The sequence below is a fragment of the Novosphingobium sp. fls2-241-R2A-195 genome (assembly GCF_030209485.1).
In the GTDB taxonomy this organism is placed as follows: Bacteria; Pseudomonadota; Alphaproteobacteria; order Sphingomonadales; family Sphingomonadaceae; genus Novosphingobium; species Novosphingobium resinovorum.
On record NZ_JARVRY010000027.1, the window covers coordinates 246744 to 267885 of the forward strand.

The window sequence follows — 21142 nt, forward strand, 5'->3', positions numbered from 1 at the left end:
TCCCGCCTTCGCGGGAATGACGAAGGAGGGGAGGCACGGCTCACCGCTTGCGCACGAACTCCGCGCGCAGGACGAGGCCTTTGATGCCGGGGTAGCGGCAATCGATCTCTTGCGCATCGCCGGTCAGGCGGATCGCGGGGATCACCGTCCCGCGCTTCAGCGTCTGGCCTGCGCCCTTGACGTCGAGGTCCTTGATCAGCGTCACCGAATCGCCGTCCGCGAGCAGATTGCCTACCGCGTCACGTACTTCCACGGCATCGGCCGCCGCGCGCTTCGCCGTCAGTTCCGAGGCAGGCAGCCATTCGCCGCTGTCCTCGTCGTAGACATAATCCTCGTCGTCGCTTGCCATGATCCATTCTCCTGATGCCTTTGCGCCCTTGGCAGCGCGACGCGCGTTTGACCAGCAGCATGCCGCCTTCGCAGCATCGCGCGCCGGTGCTACGCTGCCTCTTCCCAAGGAGGGCCACGCATGCGCAACCCGACCACCGACTGGATGAAACTCGCCCACGACAGCTACTGGCTCTGGGCGGAATCGCTCATGGTCATGGGCATGCGCACCAGCGATATGATGACCGGCAAGGGCAGCGACCGTGAAAACGCGCTGATGGTCTCGGAAAAAGTCAAGGCGGCCGCCGAAGTGGGCATGATGCTGGCGACGTCGAGTGCATCTCCGAAGACCGCCGCAAAGGCCGTGCGCCATTACCGCCGCAAGGTCACCGCAAACCGCAAACGCCTTGCCCGGAAGAAATCATGAGCGTCCACATCGGCATCGGCGGCTGGACTTATGAACCATGGCGCGGGCTGTTCTACCCCAAGGGCCTCACCCAGTCGCGCGAACTGGCCTACGTCGGCGAGCACCTGACCGGCACCGAGATCAACGCCACCTTCTATCGCGGCCAAAGTGCCGCCAGCTTTGCCAAGTGGCGCGATGCAGTGCCCGATGGCTTCCTTTTCGCGCTCAAGGGCAGCCGGTACTGCACCAACCGCAAGGACTTGTCCGAGGCGGGCGAGAGCGTGGCGCGGTTCATGGCGCAGGGGCTGGTCGAACTGGGCGACAAGCTGGGCCCGATCAACTGGCAGCTTGCGGCCACTAAGAAGTTCGACGCGGCCGAGATCGCCGCCTTCCTCGCCTTGCTGCCCGCCAGCCACGAGGGCCTGACGGTGCGCCATGCGATCGAGGCAAGGCACGAGAGTTTCGACGATTCGGCCTTCTTCGACTTGTGCCGCAAGGCCGGGGTAGCGGTGGTGCTGGCCGATTCGCCCAAATATGCAGTGCTGGATGCGACGGACTGCGCTCCGTTCGTCTACGCCCGCCTGCAGAACGCGCAAAGTGAACTGGAACAGGGCTATCCGGACGAAGACCTCGACACATGGGCAAAGCGTGTCGGCGACTGGACCGGACAAGGCCGTGAAGTCTTCGCCTTCTTCATCAATGGCGCGAAGGAGCGGGCACCTGCTGCGGCAATGAAGCTGATCGAGAAAGTCGGGCGCTGAGGATGCTGCAGGGCGCGACGCCGACAGCCCCCGGAGCGCGAGGGTAATAACCCTCGCATTTTCTTACCCTTGGCATCTTTGTCGATCGCCCCGGCAACCTGAGCGATTGCGATCCGTTTCGGCTATCATGAAACGGATTGCCGCGCTCGCCGCTCTCGTCCTGCTGCCCCTCGCCGCCTGCTCGTCCGGGCCGGAGGAGCCGAGTGTAACCGCTTCCGCGAGCGAGGAGGCTCTGGCCAGCGAGGCCGCGCCTTCGGAGGCTGCGCCCGCCGTCACTCCCGCGAGCGACCCTAAAGTGCTTGGCTTGGAGGGGCTGGGTGACCTGAAGATCGGTCAGCCGGTGCCCAAGGGCAGTTCCTGGGCGTCACGCGGCGCACAGGAAAGCGACAGTTGCACGGCGATCAGCTCGCCTGACTACCCCGGTGTCTATGCCATCGTCACCGAGGGCAAGGTGCGCCGCATCACGCTGGGCGCGAATTCCTCGGTCAAGCTGGCCGAGGGTATTGGCGTCGGTGCGACCGAGGGCGACGTGAAGAAGTGGTTCGCCGGTTTCCGCGAGGAGCCGCACAAGTACGAAGCCGCGCCCGCCAAGTACCTGACGGCTCCCAATGCCCGCCCCGGAGAATCGGCGCTGCGCTTCGAGATCAAGTCTGACGGCAAGGTCGGCCTGATCCATGTCGGCGAGATGCCGGTGCTGGCCTATGTGGAAGGCTGTGGCTGAGGGGTTTCCCCGGGTCGTGCCGCCGGGCATGGTCGGGCGATGAACCACTACCTGCTGATCTATCACCTCGCGCCCGGCTACCTCGAGCGACGGGCCGAATTTCGCGCCGCGCATCTGGACCTCGCATGGCAGGCGGCCGAGCGCGGCGAACTGTTGCTTGGCGGCGCGGTCGAGGATCCGCTCGATACGGCGATGCTGCTGTTCGCCGGCGAGGGGCCGGAAGCTGCGGAGGCTTTCGCCGAGGCCGACCCTTATGTGACCGAGGGCTTGGTCGAGCGCTGGAACGTCCGGCGCTGGGTGACCGTCGTGGGCAAAGAGGCTTCGGTTCCGGTGAGGCCGTGAGCGAACTGGCGATCCGCAGCCGCCGAGCCGCCTTCAACAGGGCCATTGCGGACGGCGATGCGGCGGCGATCGGGCCAATGCTGGCGCGCGACTGCGTCATGGTTACCGGCACCGACAGCGCCGTGATCGCGGGCCGGATGGGGCAAGTGAAAGTCTGGCGGCGTGAGTTCGGCCATTCCGGGCGGATGGTCTATGTTCGCACGTCCGAAAGCGTGGCCATTTCTTCCGCCGAGCCGATCGCCATGGAGCACGGACGCTGGTACGGAACGCAAGGTGGTTCGGAAATTCCCGGAGCCTCGGGCACTTACGCCGCCAAGTGGCGCGAAGTGGCGGGAGAATGGGTAATCGAAGCCGAAATCTTCGTGACGTTTTCGTGACGGGGTGTGACGCATGGCATGAAATCGTTTCCTAAGGCGGGTGAGTTCGATTAAGGAGCCGCCCGCAACCCGGCGCGCCGGTCGAGCGCTCCGGGCAATTCCCGAGGATGTTCGATGCCTGGCAGCCGGCTCTCCGGACCGCGCGCAATCCTTGCGTGCGGGCGGGGGCATAAGGACGTGTCGATGAAGCAGGATGTCGCCGGAGAAGCTCTGCTGCGTGATACCGGCAAGCTCTGGGTCGAGGCCGGATCGGTGATCGCGCTGCGCACCGCCCGCATCGGCTGGGGCGATCCTCTGGCGGGCGACGAGATGGTCCGCATGGTCACCGAAAAGGTCTGGGCGGGCTGGGAAGTCGGCATGGCGCTGGCGACCGGGCAGTTCGGGCACGATCCCGAGACGGTGTGCCGCCGCACGGTGAACCACTATCGCCGCGCCGTACGCAAGAACCTGCGCCGCCTTTCGGCGAACGACTGAGGCGTAAAACCAAACTTTTCGTCATTGCGAGCGCAGCGAAGCAATCCAGGGCAGTTGAACGCCGCCCTGGATTGCTTCGCTGCGCTCGCAATGACGATCGGGGATTGAAAGTATCAGGGCGCGCTTTCGGCGGACAGTACGTCCTGAGCTGCATCGGCCGCGCGCGCTGCGGCGTCGGCTGCGGCGTCGGCGCGAGGAGTTGCCGGTGACGGGGAGGAGGCTGGCTGGCCGTCTTCGGAGGCATAACCCTCGCCTTGATAGGGAGCATGGCTGCCGTATTGGCGACGTTCCCAGGCACCATCGTCATAGTCGTCCGGCGGGCCGTAACCGTAAGGCGCGTAGTCCTGCTGCGGTCCGGGCGGCATCGGCGGTCCGGCGTCGTCGGAGCCCCGACCGAAGGGCCAGGCGGGAGAATTGAGGGCGGACAGGCCCTCGTCCAGCCACGAGCGCCGGGCAGGCGGGCTGTCTTCCAGAGTGGCGGAGCGATGCGATTGGGGCTGGGAGAATCGCGGCATTGCGCCGGTCGTCATGACGGCGAAGGCCGCGCCGGCGATGCCGCCGACCACCAGCAACAGGGCGAACTTGGCTCCACTCATCGGTTCGGGCCACGGCTGTCTTGCATGATGGCGGGGTATCCCGTCGCAGCTGTCGGCCTGCTGAACGCAAAGAAAAAGGCGCCGTCCCGCACGGAGGGGGACGGCGCCTGGTTCGGCGCTCAGCGGCTACCCGGGCGTTGGGAGAGGAGGACTGCCCGGAAGAAGCGCGAGCGCGCGATCAGTATGCCCGATCGGTAGCTCGATTACTCGCCGAGGTGCAGCTTGGCGGCTTCGGCGGTCGTGAACGAGACGTAACGGCTGTTGTAGGTGCCGGTCACGCGGCCGCCCTTGACGTAGAGGCGGAAGGGGATGCCCGCCGAGGTCGCGCCGTCGATCACGGTCACCTTGCCCTTCTGGGCAGTGGTGTAGTTGTAGTTGACGCCTTCGTGCGAGAATTCGCGGCTGTCGTCGGCCTGGGCGACGGCGGGAATGGCGAGGAGAGCAACGGCGGCAGAGGCGAGAACAGTCTTGAACATGGCAAAATCCTTAGATTCTGGATGAGGCTGGATCGCCTCGGGCGACGTTTATCTTGTGCGCTGCAGCAAAAGCGGATGTTGAACGGGAGTGCAATTTCAATACCCGAACCGGGTGTTGCAAGTTTTGCAACCATCGAACAATGTGCCTGATTTTTAAGCAAATCGGCGTTTCCAGGCGCGAAGAAAAACAGGCATGACCGCAAATTTATCATCGTCGGGTCAGGGAATTAGCCGAATCACACCGGCGGCCTATCGAATCGCATGCGAAAGTTTGCCCGCCGGCCGGGAGAGGCGTACCGTGCAACTCATGTCGAGCATCAGACCGTACCGGGCGAGCGCACTGCTGGCCATTTTCGCAGTTGCAGCATGTCATTCCGCTTCGGACGGGTTGCCCGGTGATCCTGCCGATCATCGGCCGTGGAACGGCATTGCCGTCACGGAGACCGTGCACTTCGTCGGTACGGAGCCGTTCTGGGGCGGGCAGGTCGCGTCCTCGCGCCTGACGTATACAACCCCGGATAATGCCGAAGGCGAAACAGTGCCGGTCACCCGCTTCGCCGGTCGCGGCGGGGTTTCGTTCAGCGGAAAGCTGTCGGGCGGTGCGGCGACGCTGGCGGTCACGCCGTCGGCCTGCAGCGACGGCATGTCGGACACGGGCTATCCCTTTACCGTCACCTTGCAGATCGGCGAGGAAACGCGGCAGGGCTGCGGCTGGACCGACCGCAGCCCGCGCACGGGCAGTAATTAGTCGCCGAGCGACTTTTCGAGCGTGATCTCGCAGTTCAGCAGCTTGGAGATCGGGCAGCCGGCCTTGGCTTCGTCGGCGATGCTGGCGAAGTCCTCGGGCGTGATGCCGGGGATGGACGCGGTGAGCGTCAGGGCCGACTTGGTGACGGAGAAGCCGTCGCCGTCCTTGTCGAGCGTGACCGTGCACTGGGTGTCGAGGGTGCCTTCGGCATGGCCTGCGCGGGCGAGTGCGAAGCTGGTCGCCATGGTGAAGCAGGCGGCGTGCGCGGCGGCGATCAGTTCCTCGGGGTTGGTGCCGGGCTGGCCTTCGAAGCGGGTGCCGAAGCCGTAGGGCTGATCGGACAATACGCCTGAGCGCGTGGTGATCGAGCCCTTGCCGTCCTTGCCGAGACCGACATAACGGGCGGAAGCGGTATTGGTGGTCATGTCGAGGTTCCCCTGGTGCTGATGCTACTGCTGGCGGGCCGAAGTGGCGCTGGCTGCAACGCCGGGGCTCTGTACAGGTTCCGAAAGTCTGCCGCGTGACGATGCCGCAGCGGGTTTGGCGAGCCTCGCGTTGCAGCACGAGGCTACGCCCGGGCGATGCTTCCTGGAAGAGCCTTTTACGCCTTGGCACCGGGCAGGGGGCGCGGCGCCCTCACATCCCGCCGAAAGCGGGGCTGATGCCCGTGATACCATGCGGTACACCAATCGTTGCGCACCGCAAAAAGCGCAGAAATCCTAAGCTTCTTGAGGATTGTTCGCTTTGTCGCGGTGGGTGCGCATGGTACCTTTCGGCTTGTGAGATGACGGCCCGCGACGACGGTGCCGCACCGGAAGAGGATAGTTGTCATGAAGCGATTCCTGACAGCATTGCAGGTAGGGTTTGCCCTGTCGGCAATGGCTTTCCCGTCAGCAATGGCGATGACCGGAACCGGTCACGCTGCCGAAGTGTCCGTCGAGGCGGATGCGATGACCGGTGCGTACTACATGCGCGACAGCCTGGTTCCCCGAGCGGACGATCTCGCCCTGCTCCAGCGCAAGCCCGCGCTCTACCTTGCCAGTTTCAACGACGGCATGGCGACGGTGGCCTATTCGCTGGAGAACGGGCGGATCGTCTACCGGGTGGTCACCGGCGAGATCGGGGATGGTGCCCGGGCCGAGATCGACCGCGCGCTGGTCCGTCTGCAGCGCAAGGTCGCATGACGGGATAACAAGAGAAGACGCAGGGAGAACGCGCGCGAAGGTCGGCTGGGCCTTCGCGCAGAGCCGAGGGAAGGGGAGAAGCGCAAGGCGCGGCGGGTAACCACCACCGCCGCGTCTTGTTGCTATGTGCTCAGGCGCGCGCCTTCTGGCGGATCAGGCGCACGTAGGTATCGGCGACGGCCTGGTTTATGCGGTCCCAGCTGAACTCGCCGGCACGCGCGACGCCGGCGGCGCCATGGGTGCGTCGCAGTTCGGTATCTTCGATATAGCCTTTCAGCGCTTCGGCGAACTGGTGCACGGCGCCGGGCGGGATCAGGCGGCCCGAGACGCGGTCGTCGACGAGGCTCTGGCTGCCGGTGGCGGCCGCCGCGACGACGGGCAGCCCGCAGGCCATGGCCTCGAGCGTGACGTTGCCGAAAGTCTCGGTGACCGAGGGGTTGAACAGCACGTCCATCGAGGCGACCGCGCGGCCGAGGTCGGCGCCGCCCTGGAAGCCGACGAAGGCAGCGCCGGGAAGACGCTCCTCGAACCATTCGCGCGCAGGCCCCTGGCCGATCACCAGAACCTTGTGGGCGATGCCCTTGCGGCGCAGTTCGTCGAGCGTGTCCGAGAACACGTCGAGCCCCTTTTCCATCACCAGTCGGCCGAGGAAGCCGATGGCGACTTCGTGGTCGGCGATGCCGTGGCTGCGGCGCCATTCGAGGTCGCGGCGGCCGGGGTTGAAGATCTCGTGATCGACGCCGCGCGACCAGATCGAGACATCGTAGTTCATGCGCTGCTCGCGCAGGAGCTGCGCCATGCTTTCCGAAGGCGCGACAAGGGCGTTGCAGCGGCGATAGAAGCGGCGCAGGATCGCCTCGACCACCGGCTCGCCCCAGGCCATGTTGTAGTAGCGCAGGTAGGTTTCGAACCGGGTATGGACCGAGGACAGCACCGGAATGGTCCGGTTGCGTGCCCAGGTCACCGCCTGGTGGCCGACCGGGTCGGGCGAAGAGACGTGCACCACATTCGGCGCGAACTTCGCGAGGTCGCGGCGGGCCTTGCCCGAGATCGAGAACGGAACGCGGTATTCCGGACGTCCGGGAATCGCGAAGGAACGCACGCTGACGAGGTCGCCGGTCGGCTCGAACGCGGGCTCGGCCACCGTGGGCGCATAGACGCGCACTTGCGCGCCCTGGCGCAGGAGATAGCCGACGAGACGATTGAGCGCCTGGTTGGCGCCGTCGCGGACGTAGTTGTAGTTGCCCGAGAACAGGGCGATGCGCAGATCTGCGGTGTCCATGATGGAGCGCCCCATAGCCGCCCCGGCCGCACTTGGCGAGGGTGGATGACAGGGCGCTCCCCGATGGACTTCATGCCGGGATGCATCGAGGACGAACGGATTGCCATCGACCGGGCAGCCTTCCCCGAAATGCATCGCGGCTATGTCTTAGCGACGATAATCGCGGTCACGCCAGCGGCGATCGTCTCGGCGGTCATCGCGGCGATCCCAACGGCCGTCACGGCGGTCCCAGCGGCGATCGTCACGACGGCCCCAATGGTCGCGGCGATCGTAGTGCCGGTCCCGGCGCCAGTCGCGTCCGCGATCCCAGCGGTTGCCGCCGTCGCGCCAGCGATCGCGCGACCACGGCGAATAGTACCGGTCGTAATAGCGATCGCGATAGTAGCGGTTGGGGGAACCATCGTAGTAGTAATAATACCCGGGGCGATCGCGCACAGTGACGTAGCGGCGCGAGCCCCAGTAGCCGCGATCGTAGTAGTTCCGATCACCGCGGTCGGCGATTGCTGCGCCGAGGGCAAGGCCGATCACGCCGGCACCGATGGCGATGGCGGCGGTGTCGTCACCGCGCCCGTAGTAGCGGTCTCGCGCCTGGGCTGGCGATGTGGTCACCAGTACCGAGGCGGCGAGTGCGGCCCCCAGCGCGAGTTTTTTCCCGAAGGATTTCAACTTTATATTCATGACGTAACGTCTCCCTTTCCGGGCCGACCGGGTAACGGCGGTAGCGGTGGGCACGCTGGAAACATGGGCTGGATGGACTGAACCGGAAGTGAATTTGTCGCGAGGTGTATCGGGCGTGCGGCGAGCCGTGCGCCAGGGCGTGATCGTGTTCGACTAAAACACCGTTCGTGATCCCCGCGAAGGCGGGGACCCATCTGACGCTTATGCAACAGGCGCCGTCAGGAGATGGGTTCCCGCCTTCGCGGGAATGACAATGATACGGTTAAAGTCGATCTCGCTCTGACGGCACATGCGAAGACGCCCGGCCGAGGAGGAGGGGCCGGGCGTCTCGCGAAGTCGGGGAGGGGCCGAAAGGGGCGTCACCCGGCTTCGCTGGTATTCGATCGGTCAGTAACCGCGGCGCCAATCGCCTCGGTCGCCGTAGTAGCCGCGGCGCTGGTCGTCCCGATGATCGCGGTTGTAGCGATCGTAGTCGCCGCGCGAGTAGCGGTTGCCGTCGCCATTCCAGTAGTAGCCGTCGCGATAGGACCAGCTCGAACCGTAGTAGCGGTCGTCGTAGCGGGCATTGTCGTAACGGTCGTGGTCGCGGCTGGACGAGGCGGCGATGGCGCCGACGGCAAGGCCCAGGATGCCCGCGCCGATGGCGACGGCGGCGGTGTTGTCGCCGCCCCGGTGCCAGTCGCGCGCCATCGCCGGCGTCGTAGTGGCAAGAGCGGTGGCGGCGAGGCCGACGGCCAGCGCGGTCTTCTTGAAAATGGTCATGGCTTCAACTCCTTGTTCGGGGTGGCGGATCAAGGAAGCCGTTGTCCCCGTGTGAAGTTTGGTATAAGCCCCGGCTCCTGAACCGGATCGAAGCGGATCTGGCAGAATCCATTCACGATTGTATGCAATTGTATGCGTAGCGGTACATGGGGCGATGCGGGGCTGCAGATGAAGCGGTTCCAGACATGTTTCGTCACGCGTCCGCCCGAAACGTGACACGCGGGCTCCCCAATCTGGCGTCATTGCATTGCCAGATTGGAGAATACCAATGATTTCCGCCGCTCTTCTTGCCCTTGTTTCGCTTTCCACGCCCGCTTCGGCATCGCTCGCTACTGCCTATGCCGGTGACAGCGTCGCCGCCTCGAAGGGCCATCCGACCATCGTGGCGCGCGCGCAGGGCAAGGCTTCGGCTCCGACCGTCTGCCATCCTGACCCGTCCAAGGGCCGCGCCTGCCGTCACGCCGTCGTCCAGGCCGAGCAGGCAGAGCGTCCGGTTCTGGCAGTAGCCGATGCGGCCGTGACCAAGGACTGACGCATCCGCCGCCTTGGCCTTTTGTGCAGATTTGCTGCGCGAAAGAGCGCGGCAGGACAATTTCCGACCGGCGCGGTTTGCCTGACCGCGCCGGTTGCCTATAGACAGCAGAGACAACCAGCACGATGACGGTCGCCCCCCGCTACAGACACCCGCACGAGACTATGACAACCCCTTCCACCATTCTGCTCGTCGAGGACGATGGCGCGCTGCGCACCCTGACCGCGCGAGCGTTGCGCCAGAGCGGTTTCAACGTGCTCACCGCCGCCACCGGCGCGGAGATGTGGGTGACCCTGCGCGAGGCGACGGTCAGCCTGGTCGTGCTCGACATCATGCTGCCGGGCACCAGCGGCTTCGACCTGTTCCGCCGCCTGCGCCGCGAAAGCGACGTGCCGATCATCTTCGTCAGCGCGCGCGGCAGCGAGGAAGACCGCGTGCTCGGCCTTGAGCTGGGCGCCGACGATTACCTCGCCAAGCCGTTCAGCACCCGCGAACTGGCTGCGCGCGTCAGCGCCGTCCTGCGGCGCGGCGGCGGTCTCGATTCGACCAGCGAGCCGGTGCCCGAGATGCGATCCGCCGATGCGATCCGGTTCGACGGCTGGGAAGTCTCGATGGCGCGGCGCGAACTGCGCTCGCCCAGCGGTGCGATCGTCGATCTGACCGGCGCCGAGTTCGACCTGCTCTCCACGTTCCTCGGCTACCCGCAGCGCGTGCTCGGGCGCGAGCGGCTGATGGAGCTTTCGCGCTCGCGCATCGGCGACAGTTCGGATCGTTCGATCGACGTGCTCGTCAGCCGCCTGCGCCGCAAGCTGCAGGCCGAGGGCTCCGAATCCCCGATCGTCACCGTTCGCGGCGTTGGCTACATGTTCAAGGCGGAAGTGATCCGCACCTGATGGCAGGCAGGTTCGTCGCCCTGTTCAGGCGGATGGGCCTGCCCGAGCGGCTGCTCGCGGTGCTGCTGGTCGTCGTCATTATCGACTTCGTGGCGAACTCCTTCCTGTTCGAGCGTGTCGATTCCTTCATGCTGCGGCGCGACGATGCCGAGCGCATCGCCGAGAACCTCGTCCTCGCGCGCCGGACGATGGAACATGCCGAGGCGGGCGAGCGCGACCAGATCGCCCACGTCCTCAGTACCGACCGCTTCCAGCTGCACTGGTTCGCGCCCGGCACCCGCCGCCGCGGTAGTCTAGGGCTGACCAACCTGCGCGCGCAGGTCGTCGCCCTTCAGCCCGAACTCGCCATGGCCGATCTCGAGCTTCACCTCGAGGAACTGCCGGGCAAGGGGAACATCGGCGGTTCGATCCGGCTTTCCGACAACAGCCTCGTGAAGTTCCATACGCATGCGAAGTCGGCGTGGAAGCTGACGCTGGGCCGGATCGCCGGGCTGGTGCTGCCCACGCTGCTGCTCTTCGCGCTTGCCTGGGTGCTGGTGCGCACCACGCTCAAGCCCCTGCGCACCCTGATCGGCGCGACCCGCCATCTCGGCTCCGGTCCGCCGCGTCCGGTGCCCGAACGCGGACCGGACGAGCTGCGCGAACTGATCCGCGCACTGAACGAGATGCAGGAACGCATCCATCAGTCGCTGGTGGATCGCACCCAGACGATGCTGGCGATCGGACATGATCTCAAGACCCCGCTCGCGCGCATGAGGCTGCGGCTCGACGACGAGAGCGTCGATCCCGAAGTGCGCGACGGCCTGAACCACGACATCGACGAGATGCGCATGCTGCTCGATTCGATCCAGGCTTATGTCGATAGCGACGGCCGCTCGATCCCGGCGGAGCGCATCGACATCGCGGTCATGGCCGAAACACTGGTCGATACCGCTGCCGATCATGGCGCCGACGCGACCTATTCCGGCGTGTCCAGCCTCGAAGTCAAAGTGCGCCCCGTCCCGATCCGCCGCGCCTTGTCGAACCTCATCGAGAACGCGCTGCATTACGGCGGCAATGTTCGCGTCAGCGTGCGCCGGGACGGAGGAGCGGTGGAGATCACCGTTGATGATGACGGCCCCGGCATCCCCGACGATCGCATCACCGACGCGCTCCAGCCTTTCGTCCGCCTCGACACGGCGCGCGCGCGGGACACCGCCGGAATGGGCCTCGGCCTGCCGATCGTGCGCAAGGCCGTGCGCACGGAAAACGGCACGCTGGACTTGCGCAACCGGCCCGAAGGCGGACTGCGGGCGACCATCCGCCTGCCCATGGGTACGGACTGACCCGGAGTTCACACACGCTGCATCGCAGCAAACTTTCGTAACGTTCGCGCACGCTCAGCGACAAGCGCGGCACCTAGCTTTCCACAGTGAGCCGCAGTGCGTGCGCTGACGGCAGTGGATAAAAGAAAGGTGTTCCAGTGAACGAACTGATCGGTCGCGTCTTCAACTTCGAGAAGACCCTCTTCCCCGCCAGCAGCGAGCTGTTCGGCAAGCTGACCACGCACGGCCAGTCGCCCAAGGCGCTGATGATCTCGTGCGCCGATTCGCGCATCGTGCCCGAGCAGATCATGCAGGCCGAGCCCGGCGATCTGTTTGTCTGCCGCAACGCCGGAAACATCGTGCCGCCTTACGCGACGCTCAACGGCGGCGTCACCTCGACCGTCGAATATGCGGTCATGGCGCTCGGCGTGCGCGACATCATCGTCTGCGGCCACTCGGACTGCGGCGCGATGAAGGCGCTTTCCGATCCCACCGGCCTCGAGGCGATGCCAAACGTCGCCGCCTGGCTCAAGCACGGCGCCGCGGCCGAGAACATCGTCAGCGCCTGCCATTCCGACCTTCAGGGCAAGGACCGCGTCCGCGCGATCACGCTGGAGAACATCATCGCCCAGATCAGCCACTTGCGCACGCATCCGGCCGTTGCTGCGGGCATCGCGCGCGGCGAGATCACGCTGCATGGCTGGATGGTCGACATTCACGCCGGTCAGGTCCTTGGCCTCAACGGCGACACCGGCGAGTTCGTGCCGCTGCGCGAAGACCGTGACCTGCCGGTTGCTCTCGCCGCCCGCAGCCGTTTTGCCACCGAATACGCAGAAGCGGCAGAATGACCTCGGTTTCCTCTGGCGTGGGAGACGGCCGCCAAGGCCTCTTCTCCCACTTCGGCCGCGATTTCACGGCGTCGATCGTCGTGTTCCTGGTCGCCATGCCGCTGTGCATGGGCATCGCCATCGCTTCGGGCGTGCCGCCTGAAAGGGGCCTCGTCACCGGCATCATCGGCGGCGTGGTGGTCGGCCTGCTGGCGGGTTCGCCGCTGCAGGTCAGCGGCCCGGCGGCCGGCCTTGCGGTCATCGTCTTCGAGTTCGTTCGCGAGAACGGACTCGAGGCGCTTGGCCCCGTGCTGCTTCTGGCAGGCGTGCTCCAGCTGATTGCCGGTGCGCTCAGGCTCGGCGGGCTGTTCCGCGCGATCAGCCCGGCTGTCGTTCACGGGATGCTGGCGGGTATCGGCGCGCTGATCGTCATCGGCCAGTTCCACATCCTGTTCGACGCGAAACCGCTGTCGAGTGGCCTCCAGAACCTCGCGGCGATGCCCGCGCGCGTTTTTGGCCTCGACTTCACCAACGCTGCTGCAACCGAAATGGCGCTGCTGATCGGCGTGCTGACGATCACCGTCATGCTCGCGTGGGAAAAGCTGCGTCCCAAGTCGATGGGTCTGGTTCCCGGCGCGCTGCTCGGCGTGGTTTCCGCCACGGCGGTTGCCTGGGGCATGGGCCTGGACGTCGCCCGCATCGAGGTGCCTGCCTCGATCGCCTCGGCTTTCAGCCTGCCGACCAGCGCCGCCTGGTTCGCGCCGCTGAGCCAGCCCGCGCTGCTCGTCGCAGCCGTCGCCATCGCCTTCATCGCCAGCGCCGAAACGCTGCTCTCTGCCGCTGCCGTCGATCGCATGCATGACGGCGTGCGTACCCACTACGACAAGGAACTGCGCGCGCAGGGCATCGGCAACTTCCTGTGCGGCGTCTTCGGCGCATTGCCGATGACGGGCGTGATCGTGCGCTCCTCGGCGAACGTGCAGGCAGGTGCAAAGACCCGCCTTTCGACGATCTTCCATGGCGTGTGGATCCTCGGTTTCGTCGCGCTGCTGCCCTGGCTGCTGCGCGAAGTACCGATGGCCGCGCTCGGCGGCGTGCTGGTCGTCACCGGCTGGAAGCTCGTCAGCCTCAAGCACGTCACGCACCTGTTCAAGGCGCATGGTCCGCTGCCCGCAGCGATCTGGGCCGCGACCTTCGTGCTGGTGGTCACCACCGACCTGCTGACCGGCGTGCTCGTCGGCCTAGCGCTCTCGGTCGTCGAGCTGCTGCCGCACTACAAGCACCTGCGGCTCAAGGTCGCGGAGCATGACGAGGGTGAAGCGACCCGCGTGGAACTGAACGGTGCGGCCACCTTCGTCGGGCTCACCCGCCTGAACGCGGTGCTGGAGAAGCAGCCGGCGAACCGTCCGGTCCACCTCGACCTCGGCTTGGTCAAGGCGATGGACCACACCACGGCGGAAACGCTGTCCGAATGGATCAGCCGCCGCCGCCAGGGTGGGCAACGCGACCGGATTACCGGTCCCGCCGCCATCCTGCGCCCGCTGCCGCTGGCCAGCTGACGCTCTGATCGAACACCTGGCGGGCCGGGAACCCTCACACCCGGCCCTCTAACCTACGGGCGGAGCGCGTAAGCGTTTCCGCCCGCTTTCTTTTGGACGGTGCCGTTTTCTGATCGCAGAGCGAACTGGCCTGCATAGATACTCGGCAATATCGTGACGGCGTGCTTGTGTTGCTATGCAACCACACTTGTTGCGCTGCAGAATTCAGCAATAGTTCGTTACGATAGGGCAAGAATAGAGACAGGTCGGCGCCATATCCATGAACCTGCCGGCATGAAACGGGCTCGCCACGCAGCGGAGCCCGGCTTGCAGGCCGCAGGACGGAACATGCTACAACAGTAACATGAGGGTGTTCCGACTATGAAGTTTCGTCTCTTTGCCGGCGTCGCCGGCCTCGCAGCCGCGTTTGCTGCGACTTCCGCGATGGCGCAGGAGGAAGCCCCCAGCGAATTCACCATCGCGGGCAGCGTCGGGCTCGTCACCGACTACCGTTTCCGCGGTGTGTCGCAGTCCGACAAGGAACTCGCGGTGCAGGGCGGCGTCTCGGTTACGCATGAAAGCGGGCTCTACGTCGGCACCTGGGGTTCGAACCTCTCGGGTTGGGGCACCTTCGGCGGCTCGAACACCGAACTCGACATCTACGGCGGTTTCGCGGCCGAAGTGACGCCGGGCGTGAAGGTGGACGTCGGCGTGACCTGGTACATGTACCCGGGCGGCTCGGACATCACCGATTTCGCTGAACCCTACGTCAAGGTTTCGGGCTCGGTCGGTCCGGCAAACCTGCTCGTCGGCGCGGCCTATGCGCCCAAGCAGGAAGCGCTCGGTCGCTGGTATCTGGACGCCGATTCCTACGCGACCGGCATTCCCGATGCACCCGGCGCCAAGTCGGACAACTTCTACCTTTGGGGCGATGCCAGCACCGGCATTCCCAACACGCCGCTGACCCTGAAGGCACACCTGGGCTATTCGAACGGCAACTCCGGCCTTGGCCCCAACGGCACCAGCGTGGCGCCGACGGGCAGCTATCTCGACTGGATGCTCGGCGCGGACCTCGCGGTCGGCCCGGTCGTGCTGGGCGTGGCTTACATCGATACCGACATCTCGAAGGCGGAATCGGCTTACCTGAAGCCGAACTTCTCCTCCTCCAAGAACGGTTCGCAGATATCCGGTTCGACCGTGGTGTTCTCGGTGTCCGCGGCGTTCTGATTACTCGGCCTTGCGGGGCAAACGGGGGGAGGGCCGGCCGGGCAGGGCCGGCCCTCTTTTCAGTATCCTGTGTAGCGGCCCGGGCGGTGCCAGGCCCAGAGGATGCCTGCCGTCGCCGCGACGCCCAGCAGCGACCAGCCCATGCGCACCGCATCGAGCCGTGAGGCGGCGAACAGCAGCACCGTACCGTCGATGATGAGCTGGGTGCGGCCGGCATTCCATCCACGCGTGCGATAAAGCCATAGCACCAGCGCTCCCGAGCCGCCCGTTGCGGCCCCATGGCGGGCGAGGGCGAGCGCGCCCATGCCGATGACGCTGCCGCCGACGACCGCTGCAACCGGGTCGCTCACCCGGGCGATGTCGATGCCCATCGGGGCCAGGGCGGTCATCGCAAACAGGCCGAGCGTCACCACGGCGGTCTTTATAAGGAACCGCCAGCTCATCGAGCGCAAGGTGATCGCCATCAGCGGCGCCGAGATCAGCGCATAGAGCAGGCCCACCGGCCATCCCGTTGCATAACTCAGCACCAGCGCGACACCCGCCACACCGCCTGTCGCGAGCCCTGCCGCGCGCAGCAGCACGAGCCCGACCGCCAGATGGATCGTGCCCACGAACATCGCGTAGATATCCTCGCCGTGCCCGTGCGGGGTGGGCGAGGGTGCGTTGGAACTCGTCATTGCAGTCATGCCCCCTGCTTCAAAAACACGAAAGGCCGGAAGCGCCCTTCGGCGCCCCGACCTTTCATTCAACCGGTAATGCATCCCCCCGCGATCGCTCTTTTCAAAGCCCGACCACAGGGGAGGGCAAAATCAGGCGCTTTCCTTCTTGCGGCTCTGCTTCTTGCGCTCGTTCGGGTCCAGGTGGACCTTGCGCAGGCGGATCGACTGCGGGGTGACTTCGACCATCTCGTCGTCGTCGATGTAGGCGATGGCCTGCTCCAGCGTCATCACGCGCGGCGGGGTGAGGCGGATGGCGTCGTCCTTGCCGGTCGAACGGAAGTTCGTCAGCTGCTTCGACTTCATCGGGTTCACTTCGAGGTCGTCGGTCTTGGCGTTCTCGCCGATCAGCATGCCCTCGTAGATCTTTTCCTGGGGCTTGATGAACAGCACGCCGCGATCTTCGAGGCTGTTCAGCGCGTAGCCGACCGCTTCACCGGTGCAGTTCGAGATCAGCACGCCGTTCTGGCGGCCCTCGATCGGACCCTTGTGCGCGTCGTACTTCTCGAACAGGCGGTTCATGATGCCGGTGCCGCGCGTGTCCGAAAGGAACTCGCCGTGGTAGCCGATCAGGCCGCGCGAGGGAGCCGAGAAGGTGATGCGGGTCTTGCCCGAGCCCGACGGACGCATGTCGGTCAGCTCTGCCTTGCGGCGTTGCATCTTCTCGACGACCGTGCCCGAGTGCTCGTCGTCCACGTCGATCACGACGGTTTCGTAAGGCTCGGTGCGGCCGCCCTTTTCGTCGGTGCCGAACAGCACGCGCGGACGGCTGATGCCGAGTTCAAAGCCTTCGCGGCGCATGGTTTCGATGACGACGCCCAGCTGGAGTTCGCCGCGACCGGCGACTTCGAAGCTGTCCTTGTCGGCCGATTCGGTGACGCGGATGGCGACGTTGGTTTCCGCTTCGCGCATCAGGCGGTCGCGGATCATGCGGCTGGTGACCTTGTCGCCTTCACGGCCCGCGAGCGGCGAGTCGTTGACGGCGAAGCGCATCGCCAGGGTCGGCGGATCGATCGGCTGTGCCTGGATCGCCTCGGTAACCGAAGGATCGGCGATGGTGTTCGAGACGGTCGCCTTTTCGAGACCGGCGAGCGCGATGATGTCACCGGCGCGGGCTTCTTCCACGGGCACGCGGTCGAGGCCACGGAACGACAGCACCTTGGTGGCGCGGCCCACTTCGACGACCTTGCCGTCCATGTCGATGGCGCGGATCGGGTCGTTGACCTTCAACGTGCCCGACTGGACGCGGCCGGTGAGGACGCGGCCCATGAAGTTGTCGCGGTCGAGCAGGGTGGCGAGGAACGAGAACGGCGCGTCGACGTCGAGGTTCGGCGCGGGGACGTGCTCGACGATCTTTTCGAACAGCGGGGTCAGGTCGCCTTCGCGGCGGTCCGCATCGTAGCTGGCGTAGCCGTTGCGGCCCGACGCGTAGAGGGTCGGGAAGTCGAGCTGTTCGTCATTGGCGTCGAGGCTGACGAAGAGGTCGAACACTTCGTCGAGCACTTCGGCGTGGCGGCCGTCGGGACGGTCGATCTTGTTGACGACGACGATCGGCTTCAGGCCGAGACCCAGCGCCTTGCCGGTGACGAACTTGGTCTGCGGCATCGCGCCTTCCGACGAGTCGACGAGCAGCACAACGCCGTCGACCATCGAGAGGATGCGCTCCACTTCGGCGCCGAAGTCGGCGTGTCCGGGCGTGTCGACGATGTTGATGCGATAGCCGTTCCACTCGATCGAGGTCGGCTTCGCCAGAATGGTGATGCCGCGCTCCTTTTCGAGATCGTTGCTGTCCATCGCGCGCTCTTCGATGCGCTGGTTGTCACGGAACGTGCCGGACTGGCGGAACAGCTGGTCGACTAGGGTGGTCTTGCCATGGTCGACGTGCGCAATGATTGCGATATTGCGCAAGGGAAGCGGGGCGGACATTGTTGTTCTCTCTGTACGAGGGCCGGAGGCGGGCAGCCATCGTGTGCTGCACCGCAAAATTGCCGCGCCCTTAGCCGATGGCGGGCATTTCGGCAAGCGCAGTGAGATGAGGCAGACTGCTGGGGGTAATGGCGCCCGACATACTTCGTCACATCCTGTGTCGATAGTACAACAATGGTGCAGAATGTCCGCAGCTATGCACAGGTCCCGATTGTGAGCGCTCGGAGAACGACATAAGCTGCCCCTCTTACCAATTGCGACCAGCTTTGCGCACCACGACGCGGGCAGTCGTGCAGGAAGGGACAGGGGATCCGATGAAGGGTGTTTTGGCGGGCATCTGCGCGCGGGGTACGCGCATCTTCAACGAACGCAGGATCATGGCGCACAAGTCCGCGCTGCTGGCGGGGGCATCCGCAGCACTGTGGGCGCCGGCGGCTCTGGCGCAGGACGCGGCGCCTCAGGCGGCCGACGAGCAGTACACCGATACCATCATCGTCACTGCTACCAAGCGCGAGCAGACGCTGCAGGACGTGCCTGTCGCCGTCTCGGTGACCAGCGGAGCGACGCTGGAACGCGCGCAGATGCGCGATCTCAAGGACCTGCAGACGCTGGTGCCGTCGCTGCGCGTAAACCAGCTGCAGTCCAGCGCCAATACCAACTTCTATATCCGCGGCTTCGGCAACGGCGCCAACAACGCGGGCATCGAGCCTTCGGTCGGCCTGTTCATCGACGGCGTCTACCGTTCGCGCTCGGCCTCGATGATCGCGGACTTCCCCGATGTGGAGCGCATCGAGGTGCTGCGTGGGCCGCAGTCCACGCTGTTCGGCAAGAACGCCTCGGCGGGCGTGATCTCGATCGTGACGAGAAAGCCGCAGTTCCAGTTCGGCGGCAATGTCGAGGCCAGCTACGGCAACTACGACGCCGTAGTCGTCAAGGGCACGGTAACCGGGCCGCTAAGCGAGAACGTCGCATTCAGCCTCGCGGGCGGGCTCAACAAGCGCGACGGCATCGTCAGGGACCTTGCCACCGGCGAGCGCACCAACGAGCGTGATCGCTGGTTCGGGCGCGGGCAGTTGCTGTTCGACAACCACGACGGTCTCGAACTGCGGCTGATCGGCGATTACGGCAAGATCGACGAGAACTGCTGCGCGGTGGTCAACCTGCGTCAGGCGACCCCCACGGCGGCGATCTTCGCGCTGGGCGGGGCGGTCAACCAGCCGGGCGAGAAGTACGACAACATCGTCTACAACAACTTCGAATCGTCCAATAGAATCGAGAACTCGGGCGTTTCGGGCCAGCTGGACTATGATCTGGGCGCCACCAAGCTGACCTCGATCACCTCGTACCGCCGCACCAATGCGCTGACCAATCAGGATTCGGACTTCTCCAGCGCAGACCTGCTGGGCCGCAACTGGCAGGACCTGCGGATCAAGACCTTCACGCAGGAACTGCGCGCCAACTTCGAGGTGGGCGAGAAGATCACCGGCCTCATCGGCGGCTACTATTTCAACGAGAAGATCGACCAGAACAACGAGGTCTTCTGGGGCGACGATGCCCGGCCTTACGCCAACCTCCTCGTCCAGAGCCTCTCGGGCGGGGCGCTCAGCGTGCCCGCGCTGGAGACGGCCTTCGGCGCCTACGAAGGCAATCCGGCCAAGTACGCCGGGCAGTTCTTCGCTTCCGGCACCGGCCTGACCGAGGCCTACAAGCTGAAGAACGAGGCGTGGTCGATCTTCGGCCAGCTCGACTTCGAGGTGGCGCCGGGGCTGACGGTGACCGGCGGTCTCAACTACACGCACGACAAGAAGCGCTTCGCCACCAACACGACGTCGGATGACGTGTTCTCCTCGATCAATTTCGACGATCCGCGCTATTCGGCGTTCCGCCAGCAACTGCTGCTTGGCGGGGCGCTGCGTTCGGTGGGGGTGGACCCGACCAACCCGGCGGCGATCTTCGCCTTCGCGACGAACCCGCAGACCGCGCCGATCTATCAGCAGCTGGTCGGCTTCGCGAACGGCAATGCCAACAATCCGGCGGCAAACCCGCTCAATCCGCTGCGCGCGCTGCAGTATTTCCCGCAGTTCATGAACGTGCCCAACGCGGTCGAGCCGGGCAAGGTGAGCGACGGCGACTTCAGCTACACCGCGCGCGTGGCCTGGGACGTGACGCCCACGGTCAATTTCTATGCGGCCTGGGCGACCGGCTACAAGGCGGCGTCGATCAACCTGTCGCGTGATAGCCGCCCGACGCCTGCCGACCTCGTCGAACTGCGCGCGCAGGGGCTGGCAGTGACCAATCTGACCTCCGGCAGCCGCTTCGCCAATGCGGAGAATTCGACGGTCTACGAGGCCGGGATCAAGGGCAACTGGGGGATCGTCTCGGCCAACGTCGCGGTGTTCAAGCAGGAGATCAAGAACTTCCAGTCGAACATCTTCACCGGCTCGGGCTTCTTTCTGGCGAACGCGGGCAAGCAGTCGGCGTTCGGCATCGAGTTCGAGGGTTCGGCCAAGCCGATCGACCAGCTGACCCTGACGATGGCCTGGACGTACCTGAACCCGAAGTACGACACTTTTCAGCTTTCGGCCTTCGGCGACCTTTCGGGGACGACCCCGGCGGGCGTCCCGCCCCTGTCGGCGACGTTCTCGGCCGAGTTCGTGCAGCCCGTGGGAACGCGCGGGGACCGGATCATCCTGCGCGGTGACTATCACTACGAATCGCAGTTCCGTCTGGTCGAGGGCCTGCCGGGCCTCGTCGTGCGCGACAGCGCGGGCAACGTCACCGACGTATCCGCAGCGCTCGCCGCCGCGCGGGAGTTCAAGCAGGACATCAACGACATGAACGCCTCGCTGACTTACGTGATGGCGAACGGGCTGGAACTGACGGTCTGGGGCCGCAACCTGCTGAACGACCGCACCATTCTGCAGATATTCGACAGCCCGGCACAGCCCGGCTCGATCTCGGGCTATCCGAACCAGCCACGCACTTACGGCGTGGCGGCGCGCTACCGGTTCTAATCCGGAGCGTGTGAAGCGCGTACCCGCCGTG

24 protein-coding genes are annotated in these 21142 nt (G+C 65.5%); 15 read left to right on the top strand and 9 right to left on the bottom strand.

Features of this window, described 5'->3' with window-relative positions:
- Window positions 1–40: 40 nt before the first annotated feature.
- Window positions 41–349 carry an alkylphosphonate utilization protein gene (locus QRN25_RS21100; RefSeq protein ID WP_285021210.1) on the bottom strand — a complete coding sequence of 103 codons (309 nt, stop codon included), beginning with the start codon at window positions 347–349 and terminating at the stop codon, window positions 41–43.
- A 120-nt stretch (window positions 350–469) separates the two neighbouring features.
- Between QRN25_RS21100 and QRN25_RS21105 the strand changes: the two genes are divergently transcribed.
- The 6 genes from QRN25_RS21105 (at window position 470) to QRN25_RS21130 (ending at window position 3408) form a co-directional block, all read left to right on the top strand.
- Window positions 470–754 (top strand): hypothetical protein, encoded by a 285-nt coding sequence (locus QRN25_RS21105; RefSeq protein WP_285021211.1) that lies wholly within the window; start codon window positions 470–472, stop codon window positions 752–754.
- The gene (locus tag QRN25_RS21110) at window positions 751–1494 is read left to right on the top strand and encodes a DUF72 domain-containing protein (RefSeq protein ID WP_285021213.1); all 744 of its coding nucleotides are present in this window, start codon (window positions 751–753) and stop codon (window positions 1492–1494) included. Before QRN25_RS21105 ends, QRN25_RS21110 begins: the two co-directional genes overlap by 4 nt.
- Before the next feature lie 127 nt (window positions 1495–1621).
- Window positions 1622–2215, top strand: a complete 594-nt coding sequence (locus QRN25_RS21115; RefSeq protein WP_285021215.1) for a hypothetical protein — start codon at window positions 1622–1624, stop codon at window positions 2213–2215.
- A gap of 39 nt (window positions 2216–2254) precedes the next feature.
- Window positions 2255–2557 (top strand): YciI-like protein, encoded by a 303-nt coding sequence (locus tag QRN25_RS21120; RefSeq protein WP_285021216.1) that lies wholly within the window; start codon window positions 2255–2257, stop codon window positions 2555–2557.
- Window positions 2554–2934 carry a DUF4440 domain-containing protein gene (locus tag QRN25_RS21125; protein WP_285021217.1) on the top strand — a complete coding sequence of 127 codons (381 nt, stop codon included), beginning with the start codon at window positions 2554–2556 and terminating at the stop codon, window positions 2932–2934. The genes QRN25_RS21120 and QRN25_RS21125 overlap by 4 nt, the downstream gene beginning before the upstream one ends.
- Before the next feature lie 183 nt (window positions 2935–3117).
- Entirely contained in the window at window positions 3118–3408 is a 291-nt protein-coding gene (locus tag QRN25_RS21130) for a hypothetical protein (protein ID WP_285021218.1), read from the top strand.
- Between the two features lie 113 nt (window positions 3409–3521).
- On the opposite strand, the gene QRN25_RS21135 is transcribed toward QRN25_RS21130, so the two are convergent.
- Together QRN25_RS21135 and QRN25_RS21140 are read right to left on the bottom strand one after the other, a co-directional pair.
- Window positions 3522–4004 (bottom strand): hypothetical protein, encoded by a 483-nt coding sequence (locus QRN25_RS21135; protein WP_285021219.1) that lies wholly within the window; start codon window positions 4002–4004, stop codon window positions 3522–3524.
- A gap of 203 nt (window positions 4005–4207) precedes the next feature.
- Window positions 4208–4480 carry a hypothetical protein gene (locus QRN25_RS21140; protein WP_285021220.1) on the bottom strand — a complete coding sequence of 91 codons (273 nt, stop codon included), beginning with the start codon at window positions 4478–4480 and terminating at the stop codon, window positions 4208–4210.
- A 307-nt stretch (window positions 4481–4787) separates the two neighbouring features.
- On the opposite strand from QRN25_RS21140, the gene QRN25_RS21145 reads away from it, so the two are divergent.
- Window positions 4788–5228 (top strand): COG3650 family protein, encoded by a 441-nt coding sequence (locus QRN25_RS21145; protein ID WP_285021221.1) that lies wholly within the window; start codon window positions 4788–4790, stop codon window positions 5226–5228.
- Here QRN25_RS21145 and QRN25_RS21150 read toward each other — a convergent pair.
- Window positions 5225–5653 carry an OsmC family protein gene (locus QRN25_RS21150; RefSeq protein ID WP_008832148.1) on the bottom strand — a complete coding sequence of 143 codons (429 nt, stop codon included), beginning with the start codon at window positions 5651–5653 and terminating at the stop codon, window positions 5225–5227. The two genes, QRN25_RS21145 and QRN25_RS21150, sit on opposite strands and share 4 nt — an antisense overlap.
- 405 nt (window positions 5654–6058) lie before the next feature.
- Here QRN25_RS21150 and QRN25_RS21155 point away from each other — a divergent pair, with 405 nt between their 5' ends.
- The gene (locus QRN25_RS21155; RefSeq protein ID WP_008832147.1) at window positions 6059–6412 is read left to right on the top strand and encodes a hypothetical protein; all 354 of its coding nucleotides are present in this window, start codon (window positions 6059–6061) and stop codon (window positions 6410–6412) included.
- Between the two features lie 130 nt (window positions 6413–6542).
- On the opposite strand, the gene QRN25_RS21160 is transcribed toward QRN25_RS21155, so the two are convergent.
- The 3 genes from QRN25_RS21160 to QRN25_RS21170 all read right to left on the bottom strand — a co-directional run bounded on the left by QRN25_RS21160 (window position 6543) and on the right by QRN25_RS21170 (window position 9134).
- Window positions 6543–7694, bottom strand: a complete 1152-nt coding sequence (locus QRN25_RS21160) for a glycosyltransferase family 4 protein (RefSeq protein WP_285021223.1) — start codon at window positions 7692–7694, stop codon at window positions 6543–6545.
- 147 nt (window positions 7695–7841) lie between these two features.
- Window positions 7842–8372 (bottom strand): hypothetical protein, encoded by a 531-nt coding sequence (locus QRN25_RS21165; protein WP_285021224.1) that lies wholly within the window; start codon window positions 8370–8372, stop codon window positions 7842–7844.
- A 387-nt stretch (window positions 8373–8759) separates the two neighbouring features.
- On the bottom strand, window positions 8760–9134 hold the full coding sequence (locus QRN25_RS21170) for a hypothetical protein (RefSeq protein ID WP_008832144.1): 375 nt from the start codon (window positions 9132–9134) through the stop codon (window positions 8760–8762).
- Window positions 9135–9402: 268 nt separating this feature from the next.
- Between QRN25_RS21170 and QRN25_RS21175 the strand changes: the two genes are divergently transcribed.
- The 6 genes from QRN25_RS21175 to QRN25_RS21200 all read left to right on the top strand — a co-directional run bounded on the left by QRN25_RS21175 (window position 9403) and on the right by QRN25_RS21200 (window position 15455).
- Window positions 9403–9666, top strand: coding sequence for a hypothetical protein (locus QRN25_RS21175; protein ID WP_008832143.1), 264 nt, complete (start codon window positions 9403–9405; stop codon window positions 9664–9666).
- A 164-nt stretch (window positions 9667–9830) separates the two neighbouring features.
- Window positions 9831–10559 (top strand): response regulator transcription factor, encoded by a 729-nt coding sequence (locus tag QRN25_RS21180; protein ID WP_069709058.1) that lies wholly within the window; start codon window positions 9831–9833, stop codon window positions 10557–10559.
- Complete coding sequence (locus QRN25_RS21185) at window positions 10559–11884, top strand: ATP-binding protein (RefSeq protein ID WP_008832141.1); 1326 nt, start codon at window positions 10559–10561, stop codon at window positions 11882–11884. The genes QRN25_RS21180 and QRN25_RS21185 overlap by 1 nt, the downstream gene beginning before the upstream one ends.
- A gap of 137 nt (window positions 11885–12021) precedes the next feature.
- Window positions 12022–12711 (top strand): carbonic anhydrase, encoded by a 690-nt coding sequence (locus tag QRN25_RS21190; protein ID WP_008832140.1) that lies wholly within the window; start codon window positions 12022–12024, stop codon window positions 12709–12711.
- The gene (locus QRN25_RS21195; RefSeq protein WP_285021225.1) at window positions 12708–14249 is read left to right on the top strand and encodes a SulP family inorganic anion transporter; all 1542 of its coding nucleotides are present in this window, start codon (window positions 12708–12710) and stop codon (window positions 14247–14249) included. The genes QRN25_RS21190 and QRN25_RS21195 overlap by 4 nt, the downstream gene beginning before the upstream one ends.
- 360 nt (window positions 14250–14609) lie before the next feature.
- The gene (locus QRN25_RS21200) at window positions 14610–15455 is read left to right on the top strand and encodes a TorF family putative porin (RefSeq protein WP_285021226.1); all 846 of its coding nucleotides are present in this window, start codon (window positions 14610–14612) and stop codon (window positions 15453–15455) included.
- Between the two features lie 59 nt (window positions 15456–15514).
- Here the strand turns inward: QRN25_RS21200 and QRN25_RS21205 are convergent, their stop codons facing one another.
- Entirely contained in the window at window positions 15515–16132 is a 618-nt protein-coding gene (locus QRN25_RS21205; RefSeq protein ID WP_285021227.1) for a YitT family protein, read from the bottom strand.
- 132 nt (window positions 16133–16264) lie between these two features.
- Window positions 16265–18097, bottom strand: a complete 1833-nt coding sequence (gene typA, locus QRN25_RS21210) for a translational GTPase TypA (RefSeq protein ID WP_008832136.1) — start codon at window positions 18095–18097, stop codon at window positions 16265–16267.
- Between the two features lie 314 nt (window positions 18098–18411).
- On the opposite strand from typA, the gene QRN25_RS21215 reads away from it, so the two are divergent.
- Window positions 18412–21111 carry a TonB-dependent receptor gene (locus QRN25_RS21215; RefSeq protein WP_285021228.1) on the top strand — a complete coding sequence of 900 codons (2700 nt, stop codon included), beginning with the start codon at window positions 18412–18414 and terminating at the stop codon, window positions 21109–21111.
- The last annotated feature ends 31 nt before the right edge of the window (window positions 21112–21142 follow it).